Below are 18,871 nucleotides of genomic sequence, written 5' to 3'. Positions count from 1 at the left end.
TTTATAGATTACTTATTACGACGACGTACGATGTACTTGTCAGTGCGCTTGTTCTTACGAGTCTTAAAGCCTTTAGTTGGCTGACCCCAAGGAGATACTGGATGACGACCACCAGAAGTACGGCCTTCACCACCACCGTGTGGGTGGTCTACCGGGTTCATTACCACACCGCGAACGGTTGGACGAACACCGCGCCAGCGGCTAGCACCAGCTTTACCTAGTTCACGTAGCATATGCTCAGAGTTACCAACTTCACCGATTGTTGCACGGCCTTCAGAAAGTACTTTGCGCATTTCGCCAGAACGTAGGCGTAGAGTTACATATGCACCATCGCGAGCGATGATTTGTGCGTATGCACCTGCAGAACGAGCAATTTGTGCACCTTTACCAGGTTTTAGTTCAACACAGTGAACAGTAGAACCTACTGGGATGTTGCGCATTGGCAGAGTGTTACCTGCTTTAATAGGCGCATCAACACCAGATTGGATTTGGTCACCCGCTTGGATGCCTTTTGGTGCAATGATGTAGCGGCGCTCACCGTCTGCGTACAGAACTAGAGCAATATTTGCGCTACGGTTTGGATCGTATTCTAGGCGCTCAACTTTCGCTGGGATGCCATCTTTAGTACGTTTAAAGTCAACGATACGATAGTGATGCTTGTGACCACCACCGATGTGACGTACTGTGATACGACCGTTGTTGTTACGACCACCGTTTTTAGAGTTTTTCTCTAGAAGTGGTGCATATGGCTTACCCTTGTGTAGGTCAGCGTTAACAACTTTAACTACGTGACGACGACCAGGGGAAGTCGGCTTACATTTAACAATAGCCATTGTTTAACTACTCCTGTTATTCCGCGCCGCCAACAAAGTCAAGATCTTGACCTTCCGCCAAAGTAACGTACGCTTTCTTAACGTCGCTGCGGCGACCTTGGCGTAGACCTTGACGTTTAGTCTTACCCTTAAGAACAAGAGTATTTACAGACTTAACTTCAACTTCAAATAGCTTTTCTACAGCTGCTTTGATCTCTTTCTTAGTTGCATCTTTTGCTACTTTGAAAACGATAGTGTTCGCTTTCTCTGCAGCCATAGTTGCTTTCTCAGAGATGTGTGGAGCACGTAGAACTTTTAGGATACGCTCTTCAGTGATCATGCTAGCATCTCCTCAACTTGCTTCACTGCTTCTGCAGTAATTACAACCTTGTCAAACGCGATTAGAGAAACTGGGTCAATACCAGCTACGTCGCGAGCGTCAACTTTGTACAGGTTACGAGCCGCTAGGAAAAGATTTTCATCTACTTCACTAGTTATGATTAAAGCGTCAGTTAGCTCAAGCTCTTTAAGCTTAGCAACTAGCTCTTTAGTCTTTGGAGCTTCTACAGAGAAGTTATCAACAACGATTAAACGCTCTTGACGAACTAGCTCAGAAAGAATGCTCTTCATAGCACCGCGGTACATTTTTTTGTTTACTTTTTGGCTGTGATCTTGTGGTTTCGCAGCAAAAGTAACACCACCTGTACGCCAGATAGGGCTACGAATTGTACCAGCACGTGCACGGCCAGTACCTTTTTGGCGCCATGGCTTAGCGCCACCGCCAGATACTTCAGAACGAGTCTTTTGAGCACGAGTACCTTGACGAGCACCTGCTGCATAAGCAACAACTACTTGGTGTACAAGAGCTTCGTTGAAGTCACGTCCGAAAGTAGTCTCGGAAACAGTTAGTGCATCAGCACCTTTAACCATCAATTCCATTACTTACTCCTAGACGTTATGCTTTAATAGCTGGTTTAACGATCACGTTGCCGCCAGTTGCGCCTGGGACTGCACCTTTAATAAGAAGCAGATTGCGCTCAGCGTCAACACGTACGATCTCTAGGTTTTGAGTCGTTACACGCTCAGCACCCATGTGACCTGCCATTTTTTTGCCTTTAAATACGCGACCTGGAGTTTGGCATTGACCAATTGAACCCGGTGCACGGTGAGACAAAGAGTTACCGTGAGTCATATCTTGAGTAGAGAAGTTCCAACGCTTAACAGCGCCTTGGAAGCCTTTACCTTTAGATGTACCAGTAACGTCTACTTTTTTAACGTCGTTGAATAGTTCTACGTTTAGCTCAGCGCCAACTTCGAACTCTTCGCCGTTTTCCAAACGGAATTCCCAAAGACCACGACCAGCTTCAACACCTGCTTTCGCAAAGTGACCAGCTTCTGGCTTTGATACACGGCTAGCTTTCTTAGCACCTGCAGTTACCTGGATTGCTGCATAACCATCTGCTTCAAGTGAACGCACTTGAGTTACACGGTTCGCTTCAACCTCAACAACTGTTACAGGGATAGAAACGCCTTCATCAGTAAATACGCGGGTCATACCCACTTTACGTCCGACTAGACCAATCATTATTCTAATCTCCCTTAACCTAGGCTGATTTGTACATCAACGCCAGCAGCAAGATCTAGACGCATTAGAGCGTCAACAGTTTTGTCTGTTGGCTCAACGATGTCGATCAAACGCTTGTGAGTACGAATTTCGTACTGGTCACGTGCATCTTTGTTGACGTGTGGAGAGATAAGAACAGTGAAGCGCTCTTTACGAGTAGGTAGTGGAATTGGACCACGAACCTGTGCGCCGGTACGCTTTGCTGTTTCAACGATTTCCGCTGTAGACTGGTCGATTAGTTTGTAATCGAAAGCCTTTAGACGGATACGAATACGTTGGTTCTGCATGAGACAGAGCTCCAATTATTAATTAATTACACAAACAATATCGCCACTCAAACTCGTTAAGACGAGTGAATGCCGATTGATTTATGTGAAACCGTAACCTCCAAGATTAGGAAGTATTGTCAGTTAATTTTCTATTAACTATCCCTATATGCCGAAATCACGTTCGGGGATAGTTTTCCTCAAAGAAAAGATAGCTAATTGTATTAACCGCGAACATAAGCTGAGTCTACATTACTAAGTCATTACCTAGGGTAATACTTACTCCTCGATGCTCATTGGTTCACAACTGGCTTAACCAGTGGCGTGCATTATACAGATCACATTTCATGATGCAACCATTGCGGGAAAAATAATCAGAAATAACGCCAAGTGGCTGTTTCCAGGAATGGTCGAACTCTAGCAGCTTGATATATACTGTCTAGCTTCTGCTAGAGTCCAAATTTTTCACTATAGAGTGAGATGGGACGGTTAGTCTTCTTCTATAAACTGGGCTTGTAGATAATTTTCAAGACCGACTTTGTCAATTAACCCAAGTTGGGTTTCTAGCCAATCTACATGCTCTTCCTCATCCTCTAAGATATCCTGAAACAGGTCTCTCGACACAAAGTCTCTGGTATCTTCGGCGTAAGCAATGGCATCTTTAAGATCTGGAATTGCCATCATTTCTAACTTTAGGTCGCATTCCAGCATCTCTTTGGTATCTTCACCTATCATTAACTTCCCTAAGTCTTGAAGGTTGGGTAGTCCTTCAAGAAATAGAATGCGCTCGATAAGGTGATCGGCATGTTTCATTTCATCGATAGATTCATGGTATTCCTTATCTGCCAAATGTTTCAGACCCCAGTCTTTATACATTCTTGCATGTAGGAAATATTGATTGATGGCAACGAGTTCGTTACCTAGGATTTTATTGAGATGTTGAATTATGATTGGATCGCCTTTCATGACAAACTCTCCTCTTTGGCTCACTATTAACTGTAGAACCAATCGGCGAAGTGTCAAAGTCTAGGGCTGTTGTCTTGTGTTAGCTTACTTTTGCAAACATCACAGACTGAGTTTCATCCAGGATTTCTTTCGCTTGTTTGATGCATTTGCCGCACTGTGAGCCAAGAGAAGTGCACTTCCGAATGGTACGCATATCGCTGATACCGTCTTCAATGACGAGCTTACGTAATTTCTTATCAGAGACACCGTGGCAAAGACAAACAAACATAATAGAACCTTTAATAAACCTTAAAGGTGAATATAAACGAGAATCGTTAGTGTTTCTAGTGCTTTTTGTGTTGATTTCGCAGCTTATCATCCTGGACATCACTAACATATTGAATAATTTTATGATTTTTCCAAATAAAAAAAGAGGAGCTTAAGCTCCTCTTTTTCGATGCGATTATCGCAGATTTCAACTAATCAATATTAGTCAAAGATCTTAGCAACAACACCAGCACCTACTGTACGGCCACCTTCACGGATAGCGAAACGTAGGCCTTCATCCATTGCGATTGGAGCGATTAGCTCAACTTGCATTTGGATGTTGTCGCCTGGCATTACCATTTCTACGCCTTCTGGTAGAGAGATATCACCAGTTACGTCAGTTGTACGGAAGTAGAACTGTGGACGGTAGCCTTTGAAGAATGGAGTGTGACGACCACCTTCATCTTTAGACAGTACGTATACTTCTGATTCGAACTTAGTATGTGGGTTGATTGAACCCGGTGCCGCTAGAACTTGACCACGTTCAACGTCATCACGCTTAGTACCACGTAGAAGTGCACCAACGTTCTCACCTGCACGACCTTCGTCAAGAAGCTTACGGAACATTTCAACACCAGTACAAGTCGTTGTAGTCGTATCTTTGATACCAACGATTTCTACTTCGTCACCTACACGTAGGATACCGCGCTCGATACGACCAGTTACAACTGTACCACGACCTTGGATCGAGAATACGTCTTCGATTGGTAGTAGGAACGGTAGGTCTACTGCACGCTCTGGCTCTGGGATGTAGCTGTCTAGTGCTTCAGCAAGTTCAACAATTTTCGCTTCCCACTGCTCTTCGCCGTTTAGAGCGCCTAGTGCAGAACCTTGGATAACTGGTAGGTCATCACCTGGGAAATCGTACTCAGATAGAAGTTCACGAACTTCCATTTCTACTAGCTCTAGAAGCTCTTCATCATCAACCATGTCACATTTGTTCATGAACACGATGATGTATGGGATACCAACCTGACGGCCAAGTAGGATGTGCTCACGAGTCTGAGGCATTGGACCGTCAGTTGCAGCAACAACTAGGATACCACCGTCCATTTGCGCAGCACCAGTGATCATGTTTTTAACATAATCCGCGTGTCCTGGGCAGTCTACGTGTGCGTAGTGACGAGCTGGAGTATCGTACTCAACGTGAGAAGTTGCGATTGTGATACCGCGCTCACGCTCTTCTGGAGCGTTATCGATAGATGCGAAGTCTTTCGCTACACCGCCGTAAACTTTTGCAAGTGTAGTACAGATTGCAGCAGTAAGAGTTGTTTTACCGTGGTCAACGTGGCCGATTGTACCAACGTTTACGTGCGGTTTCGTACGTTCAAATTTTTCTTTAGACACGATCGTGTTCCTTCCTAGTTATGATTCACCCCGATAAACAATTAAAATTCGGAGCGCGCCAGAAATTGCTATTTTATGCGCCAATTTTACTCAGCGCAATAGGTTCATTACTAAACAATAGCTGATTAGCTACGCTGTGCAATAATTGCGTCCGCCACATTCTTTGGAACTTCAGCATATTCACTAAATTCCATCGAATAAGACGCACGACCTTGAGTTGCAGAGCGCAAATCAGTTGCGTAACCAAACATGGCAGAGAGTGGTACTTGAGCACGGATTACTTTTAAACCTGCGTGGCCTTCATCCATACCCTCGATCATGCCGCGACGACGGTTTAGATCGCCTACAACATCACCCATCCAATCTTCTGGAGTCGTTACTTCAACCTTCATCATAGGCTCAAGAAGCACTGGTTGCGCTTCTAACGCACCTTTCCTGAAAGCCATTGAGCCGGCGATCTTAAACGCCATCTCATTTGAGTCGACATCATGGTAAGAACCGTCGAACAAGGTCGCTTTAATATCCAGTACTGGATAACCAGCGAGAACACCGTTGTTCATTTGTTCTTCGATACCTTTCGATACCGAGCTGATGTATTCCTTAGGAACCGCACCACCCACGATCTCGTCAACGAATACAAACCCTTCGCCCACTTCTGCTGGTTCAAGCTTCAGCCATACGTGACCATATTGACCACGACCACCAGATTGACGAACAAATTTGCCTTCAACTTCCGTGCTGCCGCGAATAGTTTCACGGTATGCAACCTGAGGTTTACCCACGTTGCAATCAACACTGAATTCACGTTTCATGCGATCAACGATGATATCGAGGTGAAGTTCACCCATACCAGAAATCAGTGTCTGGCCAGATTCATCATCAGTTTCAACACGGAACGATGGGTCTTCTGCAGCTAGTTTACCTAGTGCAATACCCATTTTTTCTTGGTCTGCCTGAGAACGAGGTTCTACAGCAATTTGGATAACAGGTTCTGGGAACTCCATGCGCTCTAGAATCACCTTGTGATTCAGGTCGCATAAGGTATCGCCTGTTGTAACGTCTTTTAGACCAATCGCTGCTGCGATATCACCCGCACGAACTTCTTTAACTTCTTCACGCTTATTCGAGTGCATCTGAACGATACGTCCAAAGCGCTCTTTTTGCTGTTTGACTGAGTTATAAACAGCATCACCAGAATTCACTACGCCTGAATAGACGCGCATAAATGCGAGTGTTCCCACGAATGGGTCTGTTGCGATCTTAAATGCCAATGCAGAAAACGGTTCGTTATCGTCAGCATGACGCTCGACCTCGTTTTCATTTTCATCCACACCTTTGATTGCAGGAACATCAATTGGAGAAGGAAGATACTCAACAACCGCGTCCAGTACCGCTTGCACACCTTTATTTTTAAATGCACTACCGCAAGTAGCGAGTACAATTTCGTTATTTAGTGTACGTGTACGCAGACCAGTCTTGATGTCAGCTTCAGAAAGCTCACCTTCTTCAAGATACTTGTCCATGAGTTCTTCATTCGCTTCAGCAGCGGCTTCAACAAGATTGTTACGCCACTCTTCCGCTTCTTCTTGCAATTCCGCTGGAATATCTTCGTATTCGAAAGTCATGCCTTGATCGGCATCATTCCAGTTGATTGCTTTCATCTTGATAAGGTCGATGACACCTGTGAACTCATCTTCCGCACCAATATTTAACTGGATAGGAACTGGGTTCGCACCAAGACGATCTTTAATTTGATTCACAACGCGTAGGAAGTCTGCGCCTGCACGGTCCATCTTATTAACAAATACCATACGTGGAACGTGGTACTTGTCTGCTTGACGCCATACAGTTTCAGACTGAGGTTCAACACCTGATGAGCCACAGAATACGACCACTGCACCATCAAGCACACGTAAAGAACGCTCTACTTCGATAGTAAAGTCTACGTGTCCAGGGGTATCAATGATGTTGATGCGATGATCTTGGAATTGTGCTTCCATACCACGCCAGAAGGTAGTTGTAGCAGCAGATGTGATAGTAATACCACGCTCTTGCTCCTGCTCCATCCAGTCCATGGTTGCAGCACCATCGTGAACTTCGCCGATTTTGTGAGAAAGGCCAGTGTAGAACAGAATACGCTCTGAAGTGGTTGTTTTACCTGCATCTACGTGAGCAACGATACCGATATTACGATAGCGCTCAATAGGAGTTTTACGAGCCACGATTGTATCCTCTTACTAAGGGGTTCCTTAGAGTATAGAAAAGTGCTGCGAGGGAGACTCGCAGCACTGAAAAGGTATTACCAACGGTAATGAGCAAACGCTTTGTTAGCATCAGCCATGCGGTGAACGTCTTCACGTTTCTTAACCGCAGTACCTTTGTTCTCAGACGCATCTAGCATTTCAGCAGCTAGGCGTTGAGCCATAGATTTTTCACCACGCTTACGCGCAGCTTCAACCAACCAACGCATAGCAAGTGCGTTACGGCGAACCGGACGAACTTCTACAGGTACTTGGTAAGTTGAACCACCTACACGGCGAGATTTAACTTCTACCGCTGGGCGAACATTTTCAAGAGCTTCTTCAAATACAGCTAAGTGGTCTTTGCCAGACTTCTCAGCCATTGCATCTAGTGCAGTGTAAACGATTTTCTCTGCAGTAGATTTTTTTCCGTCAACCATAAGGATGTTAACGAATTTTGCCAGCAGTTCAGATTTAAACTTCGGATCTGGAAGGATCTTACGCTGACCAATTACGCGACGACGTGGCATGGAATTTCTCCGTTGTCTTATTCTTCAGGTTATCCAAAACTTTACAGTTTCTTCAAAAATTAAAATTTAATTTTAGTGTTTGGCCTTACTTAACGCTTCTCTTTAAAAAGAAGGGCATTAAGACTTAGGACGCTTCACACCGTACTTAGAACGACCTTGTTTACGGTCATTTACGCCAGCACAGTCAAGTGCGCCGCGAACAGTGTGGTAACGTACACCAGGAAGGTCTTTAACACGACCGCCACGGATTAGAACAACCGAGTGCTCTTGAAGGTTGTGACCTTCACCACCGATGTACGAAGTTACTTCGAAACCGTTTGTCAAACGTACACGACAAACTTTACGAAGTGCTGAGTTAGGTTTTTTAGGTGTAGTAGTATATACACGAGTACATACACCACGTTTTTGTGGGCACGCTTCTAGTGCTGGCACGTTGCTTTTAACAACTTGCTTTGCACGAGGCTTACGTACCAACTGGTTAATAGTTGCCATTAACTAGCTCCTGATTTACTTGAAAGTAAGCTTTGTGAAAAATCTAGCCCTAACTACCAATGGCAATTAGGGACGCAAAATTCTATGCAGCAGTGAGGGGTGTGTCAAGAAATATACAGATCTTTTTTAACCTGTAACAATAATCCGTAGATAGAATGGGGGTTCTATTCCCAAGTAAGGCTGGAATCGTGACGCTCAGTAAGCCTAACAAAACCCGAAAAATCAACAACTTCACAAGATGCCACTTGCTCTTTATTGATCCCTCGAGCCAAAAGGTCCTCAAGTAATACAAAACTTCGTTCAGTGATACTCTCTGAGCAAAGTTTGGTCAAATAGCTGGCCTCTTCAATCAAAATCAGCTCATCTTGCGAGGATAAAAAAACAGAAGCAGCCTCTAAGCCCGCTTTATTTTTGATGATATGTAACATAAAGCACCTTAAAAGCTCACGACTTTACTGCATTGGCTAAGTTCTGCGGTTATCGCATGATGTGATAGGAGCTCTCCTTCTATCACGCAATCTGTCAACGTTAGTCCGTATTGGTTTAAGCTCTGCTCGCAAATATAGATCTGCTCAATATCGTAAAGTTCTAATAATCTATACGCACTAATATAGTCTTTACTTAGTACCGTTTCTGCCTGTTGCCCTTTACGCAATTGATTCACACCACCAGCAATAAAGAATACTTTGATATCTTCAGTAAATGCCGACGTCGCTAATAGTGCGTCCAGTCCTTCTCGACCAGACGAGCTTGAGTGAGGCAAAGAATGAAATACAAAACCTAACATTTAGAACTGCACCACTCTATCTTGGGTTAATAACGCTGTCGCCAGTCCACCTAGACCCGCTAACTCAAACCCTGGGGCTAAGTTACTCGCGGTTAATTGGTGCTGATTTGCCTCTTCTGAACTGACTACCCCTCGCCTTAACGACGCAGCCACACAAGTTTCTAGTTTAACGTTATGTTCTTCCGCCAACTTTTGCCATGCTCTCACCAAATCGAACTCATCATTGGCGGGCACCGTCAGGCTCGATGCATTCAAAATGCCATCTTGGTAAAAGAACACACTGACTAATTTATGCCCTCGAGCAATCAACGCTTGAGCAAATAGATAAGCGCTTCTTGCAGACTGTGAGCCATAGACAGAACCGTTAACCACCAAAGAGTAAGTCAGAGAAGACACGCTACTCGTCCTCAGTTTTGCGCTGACGGATATAGAGGTAAACCGTATGCTTTGAGATGTTCAATCTGTCAGCGACGCGGTTAATCGCATCTTTAATATCAAAAATGCCTTTATCAAACAGTTCCATCACGATCTGTCTGTTCTTAGTGTTATTTGAAACTGACTTGTCTGCATTGATATCTTCAATCGTACGTTCAACCGTTTGGTCGACAAGTTCTTCTACATCACTGGCAAAGTTTACCGATGAAGCGGCCTCTTTAGCTTCTTGCGTCGGCATGAATGATTGTAGGATCTGAGAGAATGGGGCATCGAGATTAACGTTGATACACAAAAGACCAATCACTCGATTATCACCGTTCCTGATGGCAATCGTGATCGACTTCATAAAGACGCCACCTTTCGCTCGAGTAAAGTAAGAGCGAGAGAAGTTACGCTCAGAGCCTTCAATATCTTTTAGCATCTTTAGTGCTAAGTCCGTAATCGGCGAACCTACCTGGCGACCTGTATTTTCACCATTGGCTATCTTTACTGCAGAAGTGTTGAGATCTTCTAAAGAGTGCAAAACAATCTCACAAAAGGGACCGATTAGACTCGCCAATCCGTCTACCACCGCTTCGTAAGATTTTAAAATGATTTTATCGTGCTCACTAAATGGCGCCACATCAACCGACTCCATTTCAAGCAACTCATCAGGATTAGCTATGTCCGTCACAATATGTCGACCCTGTCCAATAGAGAAAACTTAAAAAATTTATGTAAGTTTATCAGAAATTTTGAACGCTACCTCAAACAAAGTCATCAACTAGTGATTTAGGACAAAAAACTTGGTTACTGATGCAATAAAAAAAGCTCGCCGAAGCGAGCTTTTAATCATTTAAATTTAGGGCTTATTGACCCGATGCTTGTTCATTTTCAACCGATAGTAGTTCAACTTCAAATACTAACGTTGAGTTTGCTGGAATCGTTGGGGTATCTTGCTCACCGTATGCGAGCTCTGGCGGAATAACAAATTTGTATTTTGCACCAGGCTTCATCAACTGTACGCCTTCCGTCCAACCAGGAATAACACGGTTAAGTGGGAAAGTGGCTGGCTCACCACGATCGTAGGAGCTATCAAACTGAGTGCCGTCGATTAATGTACCTTTATAGTGCACAACAACCGTGTCTGTCTCTTTTGGTTGCTCGCCTTCACCTTGCGCCTCTACTTGATATAGCAGACCAGAATCGGCTTTTACGACGCCCTCTTGCTTCTCAAATTCAGCACGGAACGCATCGCCTTCTTGTTTAGTGGCTGCTGCTTTTTCTTCTACTTGCTTTTGCATCGTTTCTGCAACGCGCTGATCCAAACTTTCCAGCGTTTGGCGAATCTCATCTTCTGTCAACTCAGCCTTGTCTGCAAATGCTTGCTCAATACCTTTAAGTACCAGCTCTTTCTTAAGCTCGATACCGAATTCCGCTGGCTTGTCTAGGCTCGCACTTAGATAGTTTGCAAAAGAAACACCAATCGCATAGGCCGCTTTGTCATCTTCAGATTTGAATACCACCGCTTTAGGCGCTTCGGCTTCCACTTGTGCTGTTGGCTTAACTTCTTTCGGTGCCTCTTCTTTTTGACAACCTACAGCTAACATAACAGTCGCTGCAAGTAACGACACTTTAAATAGTGATTTCATTTATTTCTCCGATTATGGAAGTATTATAGATCTAACAGCCATTAACATTTGCAAAGCTTGTCATTATTGACAGTATGCGTAACTATCTAAATCTAGTGATTTTTCTTGATTATAGAATATAAATATACTCTCTAATGCTCAAGTCTCAACATGGAATATAGGTAATGATGCGAATAATATCTCATTCTGTAACCTGTCTTATTGTCATCAGCCTGTTAAATGGGTGTTTTTTTCAAACCCAAGCTGACAAAACCTGGCCGCTCGCACCAGAAGGTTCAACCAGTTTAGCACTGAGCCGCGATGCTCGATTTGCTTTGCTTTACTCTAAGCAACAACATTTACAGTTGTGGGATCTAGAGCAAAACACATTATTAGCTAAGCTTGGCATCCAAGACCCTGAACAAAACATCATCTCTCTTATGAGATTTTCTGATAATGCGCGCTTTGCGATTACCGCGACTCAAACCAACTTCGCCATTTGGGATCTCGCATGGTCACAATCCAAAGGACTATGGTCCATTTCCGATGGGTTGATTCAAGATATCGCAATCAGTAACAACGGCACATTGGTACTTCTTGGCTTAAGTAACGGAAAAGCCATCTTCATTGACTTAGTCACTGGTCGGCGCCTAGAGTTCCTTGCCCACCAAGAAAAAGTCAACACGGTTGCCTTATCACCCAATGGAAAATATGCTCTATCCGGTGGCAATGACCATAACGCCTATTTTTGGGATACCAGCACCGGACAGATAATTCACCGCTTCCAACATGATCAAAGAGTTGGTACGACCGAACTACAGAGAGACGGACACCTAGCTCTGACTTCAGACAGCGGTAACAACGCTATCATTTGGGATCTGAGTACAGGTCAACAGCAAGCGAAACTGAGTAGTTGGCATCGACAGTTGATCTTCTCAAGCGCACGCTTTTCTGACGACGGCAGCAAACTTGCTACCGGCACGCCGGCGTCCAGATTAATGGTATGGGACACCTCCACAGGCTCTTTGATGGACAGCTATGAAGTTGCCATGTTAAAAGATGTGCGCCCACCGAGAGGAGTAGTGTATGATGCCGCATTCCATAGCTCAGAGATGGTGGTTTCAGCCTCATCAGCGGGCGTAGTACAGGCTTGGCAAATTGACGAGTAATTGCGATGAATAATTCACAAATTGAAACTCTTGAAGAGCGTATTAATGATTTGGAGTGCAAAGTCGCATTCCAAGAACAAACCATTGAAGAGTTAAATGACGCACTGACTCAACAGCAACTGCTGATCACTAAGATGCAAGATCAGATGAAGTACGTGGTTGGAAAAGTAAAAAACATGGACACTTCGAACCTTGCTGACGCTACAGAGGAAACCCCGCCTCCACACTATTAATGCACCGTATCGCCTATCTGAAACCGCGTTAAAAACCTAAAAAAGCGGACTTTCATTATCGAAAGTCCGCTTTTTATTATTGATTCGATTGGCGGTGATGCTATCGACTTAAGCGCTGTCTTACCGCTTCAAACAGGCAGATACCTGAGGCGACCGATACGTTTAGGCTAGAGACTGAACCTGCCATAGGGATTTTAATTAAGTCATCACACGTTTCTCGAGTTAGGCGGCGCATACCGTCACCTTCTGCGCCCATGACAATAGCGAGCGGACCATCGAGCTTAGCTTGGTATATATCATGTGTTGCTTCACCCGCTGTTCCAACAATCCAAATACCCTGCTCCTGAATAGCGCGCATTGTTCTTGCTAGATTGGTGACTCGCACCAAAGGAACGGTTTCCGCTGCGCCACAGGCTACTTTGCTCACCGTTGCCGTTAACGGTGCTGATTTATCCTTAGGAACGATCACGGCAGCCACACCAGCGGCATCGGCATTACGCAAACAAGCACCTAGGTTATGAGGATCTGTCACACCGTCAAGAATCAGCAGCAAAGGCTGGTTGCTTTGGGCAATGATTTGCTCTAAATCGTGTTCATTTAGCGCTTTTGCCGGCTTAACGCGCGCAATAATCCCTTGATGATTGGCGCCTTTCGCTTTGTCATCCAGTGCCTTACGTCCCATTTGCTGGATTGAGATGCCAAACTGGTTCAGTTCATTCAGTACTGGCATCAAACGGTCGTCTTGACGTCCCTTCAATACAAACGCCTCGATGAAGCGTGCAGGGTCTTTATCTAAAACCGCTTTTACTGCATGGATGCCGTAAATAAATTCATTACTCATGGATTAGACCTTGAATCGGTTACTTTTATTAATTAGTTACTTACTAGTAGAGCGAGGAGCCTTATTTTTACGGGCTTTACTCGCTTTCGATTTTTTGTGGCGCTTGTTTGGTTTGCTATCTTGCTGACCATCAGGACGCACCGTCGCTTCCACCATTGGTTTGGCTTTTCTTGTCGCTTTACCCTTTGATGCAACACCACGCTTTTTCTCTTTGGCTTTCTTTTGTGCTTCTGCAGCCCGCTTCTTGGCTGTTTTACCTTTGCCACGAAGCGGGCGACTGGTTTCGACTAACTCAAAATCAATCTGTTTATCATCAAGGTTAACGGATAGAACTTTCACCTTAACCGCATCACCAAGGCGATAAATCGCACCGAAGCTTTCACCAATCAATCGCTGTCCGATTGGGTCAAATTGATAGTAATCATTAGCGAGTGTCGAGATATGTACCAGACCATCAATATGCAGCTCAGTGAGACGCACAAAGAAACCGAAGCCAGTTACATTGGCAATTACACCATCGAGTTCTTCACCCACATGGTCCTGCATATACTCACACTTAAGCCAATCGGCCACATCTCGAGTCGCATCATCGGCTCGACGCTCGGTCATCGAACACTGCTCACCATAGAAATCCATGTCGTCAAACGAGTAGTGGTATCCACCCGTTGGCGTCCATCGTTCGGTGTTAGTGCCGTTCTGTTTGGCAATCAGATACTTAATCGCGCGGTGCAGCAGCAGATCCGGATAACGTCGAATCGGTGACGTAAAGTGTGCATAACGTTTAAGTGCTAGACCAAAGTGCCCTGCGTTATCGGCATTATAGACCGCTTGCTTCATCGAACGTAGCAGCATGGTTTGGATCAGCTCTTTATCTTGTCTCTCACCAATTTGTTTGATCAATGAGGCGTAATCGGTAGGTGATGGCTCTAAGCCTCCCGAAAGGTTAAGCCCTAACTCACCGAGAAAATCTCGGAAACCCTGTAAACGTTCCTCTCCGGGAGATTCATGAATACGGTACAGCGCCGCCTCTTTCGCTTTTTCGACTAGCGAAGCCGATGCGATATTGGCGAGAATCATACACTCTTCGATAATTTTGTGCGCGTCATTGCGGATAACCGGTTCTATGCGGTCAATTTTTCTCTCCGCATTAAAAATAAACTTGGTTTCAACGGTTTCAAACTCAATCGCACCACGTTGATCTCTGGAGTTTTTCAGCACTTGATACATGCTGTGAAGCTCTTGCAAATGAGGAACGACGGATTGATAGCGCTGAGTCAGTTCTTCATCACCTTCTAAGATGTCATGCACTTTATTGTAAGTGAGTCGAGCATGAGAGTTCATGACCGCTTCATAGTGCTTGTAACCCGATAGCTTACCTGTATCGGAGATCGTCATTTCACACACCATACAGAGACGGTCAACCTGTGGATTAAGAGAGCAAAGACCGTTCGACAATACCTCTGGAAGCATCGGCACGACCTGAGAGGGGAAATAAACTGAGTTGCCTCTTTGAATCGCTTCTTTGTCTAAAGCTGTATCGGGACGAACGTAATAACTCACATCTGCAATCGCGACCCAAAGACGCCAACCACCGCTTTTCTTACGCTCACAGTAAACCGCGTCATCAAAGTCGCGAGCATCTTCGCCATCAATAGTGACCAAAGGCAGATCTCTTAAGTCTACACGCCCTTGCTTAGCCTCTTCAGGGACAAACTCGCCAAATTGCGTTACCTGCTTGTCCACCTCTTGTGGCCATTCATGCGGGATTTGGTGAGTGCGAATTGCTATCTGAATCTCCATACCGGGTGCCATATTTTCACCCAATACCTCAACTACTCGCCCAACCATGCCCTTCGAGCGACTGCCTCTATCTGTCACTTCAACCACAACGACATTACCCATTCTCGCACCACCACGATGCTCGTTAGGAATCAGTATGTCTTGGCTAATGCGTGAATCATCGGCAACAACGTAGGCATAACCATATTCCAAGAAAAAGCGACCAACCACTTGCGCTTTGCGCTCTTCCAGCACACGTACCAAACGCCCTTCTTTACGACCTCGTTTATCGGTGCCTGATGGCTGAACCAAAACAAAGTCACCATGCAAAAGTGTACGCATTTGATGATGAGGCAACAGAATATCACTCTCTTTGCCTACGCTTCCTTCTGGACGTACCCAACCATGACCATCTTTATGACCAATAACATAGCCTTTTATCAATTCCAGTTTTTCCGGCAACGCATAACATTGACGGCGGGTAAACACCAGTTGACCATCTCGCTCCATCGCACGCAGTCGACGACGCAATCCCTCGTAATGTTCTTCTCCCTTTAATTGCAAAGCCTCAAACAGATCATTGCGATTTAAAGGCACACCCGCCTGCTCCAAATATTCAATAATGAATTCTCGGCTAGGAATAGGGTTGGAGTAATTTTGGGATTCACGATCGGCAAATGGGTCGTTTTGGATAGTCTCTGACATACGCGGGCCTGTCTAGAAAGGAAGGTATGGCTCTAGTATATCTGAGTCTCTGAATAAGCTACAGAAATGCTTTTAAAAAACACCAGAATGAATACCGCAAACCCTCTGCTGTCGGTAAGGGTTTGTTAATGGTAGTTGCGGTTACCAGAAAGTAGTTCGGCGCTTGGCTCTCGCAATAATATTTTGTGGCATGCGCTGTTCCAAACCAAGTCGCAGCATGGAAATACGTTTGTGCTTACGATTATCTGGCGTGATTGAGTTGTAAAGCCAGCGATAGGCGTCTTCATAGTCGAGGGGGCTGCCATAATCACGAAGCAGTAGTTCAGCTAATTGAATGCGTGCATCAATATTACCCATTGACGCCGCCTCTCTAAAGTAAGGAATGGCTCGCTCTTTGTCTTGCTGAACAAAGGTACCTCTGGAGTAATAACGTCCCAATTGCTCTAAAGCGACGGGTAAGCCTTGATGCGCTGCATTCTCCATATAATATAGACCGAGTTCAACGTCCTGCTGAACGCAGACTCCCCACGCTAACATGTCACCATAAAGGAACTCATAAGCAGGTAAACTGATACGCGTCGCGCGCGCCATAATATCTTCTACAAGCTGGCAGTTGTCGGCTTTTACGCGTGCTAGATGGGTATTTTGCTCAATAAGATTGATTAACTCATTTTCTGAGTAAATAGGGATCGGAGCACTGATCTCCTTTGCCTGAGAAGCACTAGACCAACTCAAAAGAGCTGTACATATCAACGCTGCCAATTTGTGTCGCCTAATCACCGTACGACCACCTCTTCTCATTCATTACAAGCCTATTAAGCAAACCTCACTGGTTTACTTACTGTTCTTTTTTATCGGCAGCTTTATACCGGGCTTTAGACAAAAAAACAGCAATACGGCAATATTTTGCCATAGGCACGATAAGCTTACCGAGTGTTTTTTGTGATTAACGAATGATAGAGACAAAAAAACCAGCCGAAGCTGGTTTTTTCAAGATTAGGATTAAGATTCGAATGGGTGAATCTTAATAATCGTCTCGTTACGGTCTGGACCGGTAGAGATAATATCAACAGGCACGCCTGTTAACTCTTCGATACGTTTAATGTAGTCAAGCGCTGTCTGTGGAAGCTGCTCAATTGACGTTGCACCAAAAGTATTTTCAGACCAACCTGGCATGGTTTCGTAGATAGGCGTTGCTTGTTCAAAAGACTCTGCCGCCATTGGAGACACTTCCAGAATAGAGCCATCTTTCATCTTGTAACCTGTACAGATTTTTAGCTCTTCTAGACCGTCTAATACGTCTAGTTTAGTTAGGCAGAAACCAGAGATAGAGTTAATCTGGACAGCACGACGCATAGCAACAGCATCAAACCAACCGGTACGACGTAAACGTCCCGTTGTTGCACCAAACTCTTGACCTACATCACCAAGGTGTTTACCCACTGGGTCTTGCTTGTCTAGACCATCATAAAGTTCGGTCGGGAACGGACCAGAGCCTACTCGAGTACAGTAAGCTTTTGTGATACCTAGAATGTAACCAATATGGCGAGGACCAAAGCCTGAGCCTGCAGCAACACCACCAGCGGTTGTGTTTGAAGACGTTACATACGGATAAGTACCGTGGTCGATGTCAAGCAATGTACCTTGAGCGCCTTCAAACATGATCTTGTCACCACGTTTACGAGCTGCGTCAAGTTCGTCTGTAACGTCAATAACCATTGATGTTAACAGATCAGCATAACCCATCACTTGCTCAAGCACGGCTTCATAGCTAACCGTTTCAGCTTTATAGAAATGCTCTAGTTGGAAGTTATGGAATTCCATCACTTCTTTTAACTTTTCAGCAAAGACTTCTTTGTCGAACAGGTCACCGACGCGTAAACCGCGACGAGCAACTTTGTCTTCATAAGCCGGACCGATACCACGACCCGTTGTACCAATCGCTTTTTTACCACGAGCGATTTCACGCGCTTGGTCAATCGCAATATGGTAAGGAAGAATTAGAGGACAAGCTTCAGAAATGAATAGACGTTCACGTACTGGAATACCGCGTTCTTCAAGCGGCTTCATTTCCTTGATAAGCGCGTCTGGTGAAAGTACAACACCGTTACCAATGATACATTTGATGTTATCGCGAAGAATACCTGATGGAATCAAGTGAAGAACGGTTTTTTCACCGTCAATGACAAGAGTATGACCTGCATTGTGACCGCCTTGATAGCGAACCACGTATTTTGCATCTTCAGTCAAAAGGTCTACGATTTTACCTTTACCTTCGTCACCCCATTGGGTGCCCAGAACAACTACGTTATTACCCATCTTTCCAATCTGATTGCTAGTTAAAAATGGATTTTAGCACCGAATTTGAATTCATGCAGTCATTTTTTAAACATCGACGAATGCCTCGAGACTAAGCTGCTAATTATTAAAAACAAAAACAAACCTTGGTTATCGCCGTTTTTTTTAATTCACCTTCGTTATAACAACTTGGAAGCACCAAGCTTCCTAGCCCCAAAAAAATGATCTAACGTGTCATCATATACACGATAACTAAACCCGCGACGACTAAACATCCACCCATACGGCGCAAAGAAGTTGAAGGTTGTTGTGACAATTTCATCACCATACTTTGCCACTGAGTCGGTGCGAGCAGCGGTCCCACCCCCTCTACGACTAAAACTAAACCAAAAGCTATCCATAACGCATTCGTCATGATGTTCTCCATTCAC

General features: G+C 44.7%; 23 protein-coding genes. 2 read left to right on the top strand and 21 right to left on the bottom strand.

What is annotated here, in order from left to right; translation table 11 throughout:
* Positions 1-8: 8 nt before the first annotated feature.
* The 16 genes from rplB to fkpA form a co-directional block, all read right to left on the bottom strand.
* Positions 9-833: a 50S ribosomal protein L2 gene (rplB, locus tag L9Q39_RS01650; RefSeq protein WP_237483407.1), complete on the bottom strand. Its 825-nt coding sequence runs from the start codon at positions 831-833 to the stop codon at positions 9-11.
* 16 nt (positions 834-849) lie between these two features.
* Positions 850-1,152: a 50S ribosomal protein L23 gene (gene rplW, locus L9Q39_RS01645; RefSeq protein ID WP_042502749.1), complete on the bottom strand. Its 303-nt coding sequence runs from the start codon at positions 1,150-1,152 to the stop codon at positions 850-852.
* Positions 1,149-1,751, bottom strand: coding sequence for a 50S ribosomal protein L4 (gene rplD / locus L9Q39_RS01640; RefSeq protein WP_237483406.1), 603 nt, complete (start codon positions 1,749-1,751; stop codon positions 1,149-1,151). Before rplD ends, rplW begins: the two co-directional genes overlap by 4 nt.
* 16 nt (positions 1,752-1,767) lie before the next feature.
* Positions 1,768-2,397 carry a 50S ribosomal protein L3 gene (rplC, locus tag L9Q39_RS01635; protein WP_237483405.1) on the bottom strand — a complete coding sequence of 210 codons (630 nt, stop codon included), beginning with the start codon at positions 2,395-2,397 and terminating at the stop codon, positions 1,768-1,770.
* A gap of 14 nt (positions 2,398-2,411) precedes the next feature.
* Positions 2,412-2,723 (bottom strand): 30S ribosomal protein S10, encoded by a 312-nt coding sequence (rpsJ, locus tag L9Q39_RS01630; RefSeq protein WP_031495630.1) that lies wholly within the window; start codon positions 2,721-2,723, stop codon positions 2,412-2,414.
* A gap of 468 nt (positions 2,724-3,191) precedes the next feature.
* A complete protein-coding gene (bfr, locus tag L9Q39_RS01625) occupies positions 3,192-3,668 on the bottom strand; it encodes a bacterioferritin (protein WP_237483404.1) in 477 nt (158 codons plus the stop codon).
* A 79-nt stretch (positions 3,669-3,747) separates the two neighbouring features.
* Complete coding sequence (locus tag L9Q39_RS01620; protein ID WP_237483403.1) at positions 3,748-3,936, bottom strand: (2Fe-2S)-binding protein; 189 nt, start codon at positions 3,934-3,936, stop codon at positions 3,748-3,750.
* Between the two features lie 200 nt (positions 3,937-4,136).
* Complete coding sequence (gene tuf / locus L9Q39_RS01615) at positions 4,137-5,321, bottom strand: elongation factor Tu (protein ID WP_237483402.1); 1,185 nt, start codon at positions 5,319-5,321, stop codon at positions 4,137-4,139.
* 125 nt (positions 5,322-5,446) lie between these two features.
* On the bottom strand, positions 5,447-7,543 hold the full coding sequence (gene fusA, locus L9Q39_RS01610) for an elongation factor G (RefSeq protein ID WP_237483401.1): 2,097 nt from the start codon (positions 7,541-7,543) through the stop codon (positions 5,447-5,449).
* A 77-nt stretch (positions 7,544-7,620) separates the two neighbouring features.
* On the bottom strand, positions 7,621-8,091 hold the full coding sequence (gene rpsG, locus L9Q39_RS01605; RefSeq protein ID WP_004415829.1) for a 30S ribosomal protein S7: 471 nt from the start codon (positions 8,089-8,091) through the stop codon (positions 7,621-7,623).
* 117 nt (positions 8,092-8,208) lie between these two features.
* A complete protein-coding gene (rpsL, locus tag L9Q39_RS01600) occupies positions 8,209-8,583 on the bottom strand; it encodes a 30S ribosomal protein S12 (RefSeq protein WP_004399892.1) in 375 nt (124 codons plus the stop codon).
* 164 nt (positions 8,584-8,747) lie between these two features.
* On the bottom strand, positions 8,748-9,011 hold the full coding sequence (gene tusB, locus L9Q39_RS01595) for a sulfurtransferase complex subunit TusB (protein WP_237483400.1): 264 nt from the start codon (positions 9,009-9,011) through the stop codon (positions 8,748-8,750).
* A gap of 8 nt (positions 9,012-9,019) precedes the next feature.
* The gene (gene tusC / locus L9Q39_RS01590) at positions 9,020-9,370 is read right to left on the bottom strand and encodes a sulfurtransferase complex subunit TusC (protein ID WP_237483399.1); all 351 of its coding nucleotides are present in this window, start codon (positions 9,368-9,370) and stop codon (positions 9,020-9,022) included.
* Positions 9,371-9,766: a sulfurtransferase complex subunit TusD gene (gene tusD, locus L9Q39_RS01585; protein WP_237483398.1), complete on the bottom strand. Its 396-nt coding sequence runs from the start codon at positions 9,764-9,766 to the stop codon at positions 9,371-9,373.
* 1 nt (position 9,767) lies between these two features.
* On the bottom strand, positions 9,768-10,442 hold the full coding sequence (locus L9Q39_RS01580) for a helix-turn-helix transcriptional regulator (RefSeq protein ID WP_237483547.1): 675 nt from the start codon (positions 10,440-10,442) through the stop codon (positions 9,768-9,770).
* Positions 10,443-10,653: 211 nt separating this feature from the next.
* On the bottom strand, positions 10,654-11,436 hold the full coding sequence (gene fkpA / locus L9Q39_RS01575) for an FKBP-type peptidyl-prolyl cis-trans isomerase (protein WP_237483397.1): 783 nt from the start codon (positions 11,434-11,436) through the stop codon (positions 10,654-10,656).
* A gap of 164 nt (positions 11,437-11,600) precedes the next feature.
* Between fkpA and L9Q39_RS01570 the strand changes: the two genes are divergently transcribed.
* Together L9Q39_RS01570 and L9Q39_RS01565 are read left to right on the top strand one after the other, a co-directional pair.
* A complete protein-coding gene (locus tag L9Q39_RS01570) occupies positions 11,601-12,584 on the top strand; it encodes a WD40 repeat domain-containing protein (RefSeq protein ID WP_237483396.1) in 984 nt (327 codons plus the stop codon).
* 5 nt (positions 12,585-12,589) lie between these two features.
* Positions 12,590-12,817: a SlyX family protein gene (locus tag L9Q39_RS01565; protein ID WP_237483395.1), complete on the top strand. Its 228-nt coding sequence runs from the start codon at positions 12,590-12,592 to the stop codon at positions 12,815-12,817.
* Between the two features lie 100 nt (positions 12,818-12,917).
* Here the strand turns inward: L9Q39_RS01565 and rlmB are convergent, their stop codons facing one another.
* From rlmB to L9Q39_RS01540, 5 genes are all read right to left on the bottom strand, one after another.
* Positions 12,918-13,658, bottom strand: coding sequence for a 23S rRNA (guanosine(2251)-2'-O)-methyltransferase RlmB (gene rlmB / locus L9Q39_RS01560; RefSeq protein ID WP_237483394.1), 741 nt, complete (start codon positions 13,656-13,658; stop codon positions 12,918-12,920).
* 36 nt (positions 13,659-13,694) lie between these two features.
* The gene (gene rnr, locus L9Q39_RS01555; RefSeq protein ID WP_237483393.1) at positions 13,695-16,142 is read right to left on the bottom strand and encodes a ribonuclease R; all 2,448 of its coding nucleotides are present in this window, start codon (positions 16,140-16,142) and stop codon (positions 13,695-13,697) included.
* 141 nt (positions 16,143-16,283) lie between these two features.
* Complete coding sequence (gene motX, locus L9Q39_RS01550; RefSeq protein ID WP_237483392.1) at positions 16,284-16,943, bottom strand: flagellar protein MotX; 660 nt, start codon at positions 16,941-16,943, stop codon at positions 16,284-16,286.
* Positions 16,944-17,144: 201 nt separating this feature from the next.
* On the bottom strand, positions 17,145-18,461 hold the full coding sequence (locus tag L9Q39_RS01545) for an adenylosuccinate synthase (RefSeq protein WP_237483391.1): 1,317 nt from the start codon (positions 18,459-18,461) through the stop codon (positions 17,145-17,147).
* Positions 18,462-18,666: 205 nt separating this feature from the next.
* Positions 18,667-18,855: a DUF2065 domain-containing protein gene (locus tag L9Q39_RS01540; protein WP_237483390.1), complete on the bottom strand. Its 189-nt coding sequence runs from the start codon at positions 18,853-18,855 to the stop codon at positions 18,667-18,669.
* Between the last annotated feature and the right edge of the window lie 16 nt (positions 18,856-18,871).

The sequence above is a fragment of the Vibrio hippocampi genome, assembly GCF_921292975.1.
Taxonomy (GTDB): domain Bacteria; phylum Pseudomonadota; class Gammaproteobacteria; order Enterobacterales; family Vibrionaceae; genus Vibrio; species Vibrio hippocampi.
Note: the sequence above shows the minus strand (reverse complement) of the source record. Positions and strands in the feature narration are given on the sequence as shown.

Excerpts from the sequence above, each read along its gene's own strand:
- rplB (WP_237483407.1), bottom strand. The coding sequence starts at position 833 with ATGGCTATTGTTAAATGTAAGCCGACTTCCCCTGGTCGTCGTCACGTA.
- rplW (WP_042502749.1), bottom strand. The coding sequence starts at position 1,152 with ATGATCACTGAAGAGCGTATCCTAAAAGTTCTACGTGCTCCACACATC.
- rplD (WP_237483406.1), bottom strand. The coding sequence starts at position 1,751 with ATGGAATTGATGGTTAAAGGTGCTGATGCACTAACTGTTTCCGAGACT.
- rplC (WP_237483405.1), bottom strand. The coding sequence starts at position 2,397 with ATGATTGGTCTAGTCGGACGTAAAGTGGGTATGACCCGCGTATTTACT.
- rpsJ (WP_031495630.1), bottom strand. The coding sequence starts at position 2,723 with ATGCAGAACCAACGTATTCGTATCCGTCTAAAGGCTTTCGATTACAAA.
- bfr (WP_237483404.1), bottom strand. The coding sequence starts at position 3,668 with ATGAAAGGCGATCCAATCATAATTCAACATCTCAATAAAATCCTAGGT.
- L9Q39_RS01620 (WP_237483403.1), bottom strand. The coding sequence starts at position 3,936 with ATGTTTGTTTGTCTTTGCCACGGTGTCTCTGATAAGAAATTACGTAAG.
- rpsG (WP_004415829.1), bottom strand. The coding sequence starts at position 8,091 with ATGCCACGTCGTCGCGTAATTGGTCAGCGTAAGATCCTTCCAGATCCG.
- rpsL (WP_004399892.1), bottom strand. The coding sequence starts at position 8,583 with ATGGCAACTATTAACCAGTTGGTACGTAAGCCTCGTGCAAAGCAAGTT.
- tusB (WP_237483400.1), bottom strand. The coding sequence starts at position 9,011 with ATGTTACATATCATCAAAAATAAAGCGGGCTTAGAGGCTGCTTCTGTT.
- tusC (WP_237483399.1), bottom strand. The coding sequence starts at position 9,370 with ATGTTAGGTTTTGTATTTCATTCTTTGCCTCACTCAAGCTCGTCTGGT.
- L9Q39_RS01580 (WP_237483547.1), bottom strand. The coding sequence starts at position 10,442 with ATGGAGTCGGTTGATGTGGCGCCATTTAGTGAGCACGATAAAATCATT.
- fkpA (WP_237483397.1), bottom strand. The coding sequence starts at position 11,436 with ATGAAATCACTATTTAAAGTGTCGTTACTTGCAGCGACTGTTATGTTA.
- L9Q39_RS01570 (WP_237483396.1), top strand. The coding sequence starts at position 11,601 with ATGATGCGAATAATATCTCATTCTGTAACCTGTCTTATTGTCATCAGC.
- L9Q39_RS01565 (WP_237483395.1), top strand. The coding sequence starts at position 12,590 with ATGAATAATTCACAAATTGAAACTCTTGAAGAGCGTATTAATGATTTG.
- rlmB (WP_237483394.1), bottom strand. The coding sequence starts at position 13,658 with ATGAGTAATGAATTTATTTACGGCATCCATGCAGTAAAAGCGGTTTTA.
- rnr (WP_237483393.1), bottom strand. The coding sequence starts at position 16,142 with ATGTCAGAGACTATCCAAAACGACCCATTTGCCGATCGTGAATCCCAA.
- motX (WP_237483392.1), bottom strand. The coding sequence starts at position 16,943 with ATGAGAAGAGGTGGTCGTACGGTGATTAGGCGACACAAATTGGCAGCG.
- L9Q39_RS01545 (WP_237483391.1), bottom strand. The coding sequence starts at position 18,461 with ATGGGTAATAACGTAGTTGTTCTGGGCACCCAATGGGGTGACGAAGGT.
- L9Q39_RS01540 (WP_237483390.1), bottom strand. The coding sequence starts at position 18,855 with ATGACGAATGCGTTATGGATAGCTTTTGGTTTAGTTTTAGTCGTAGAG.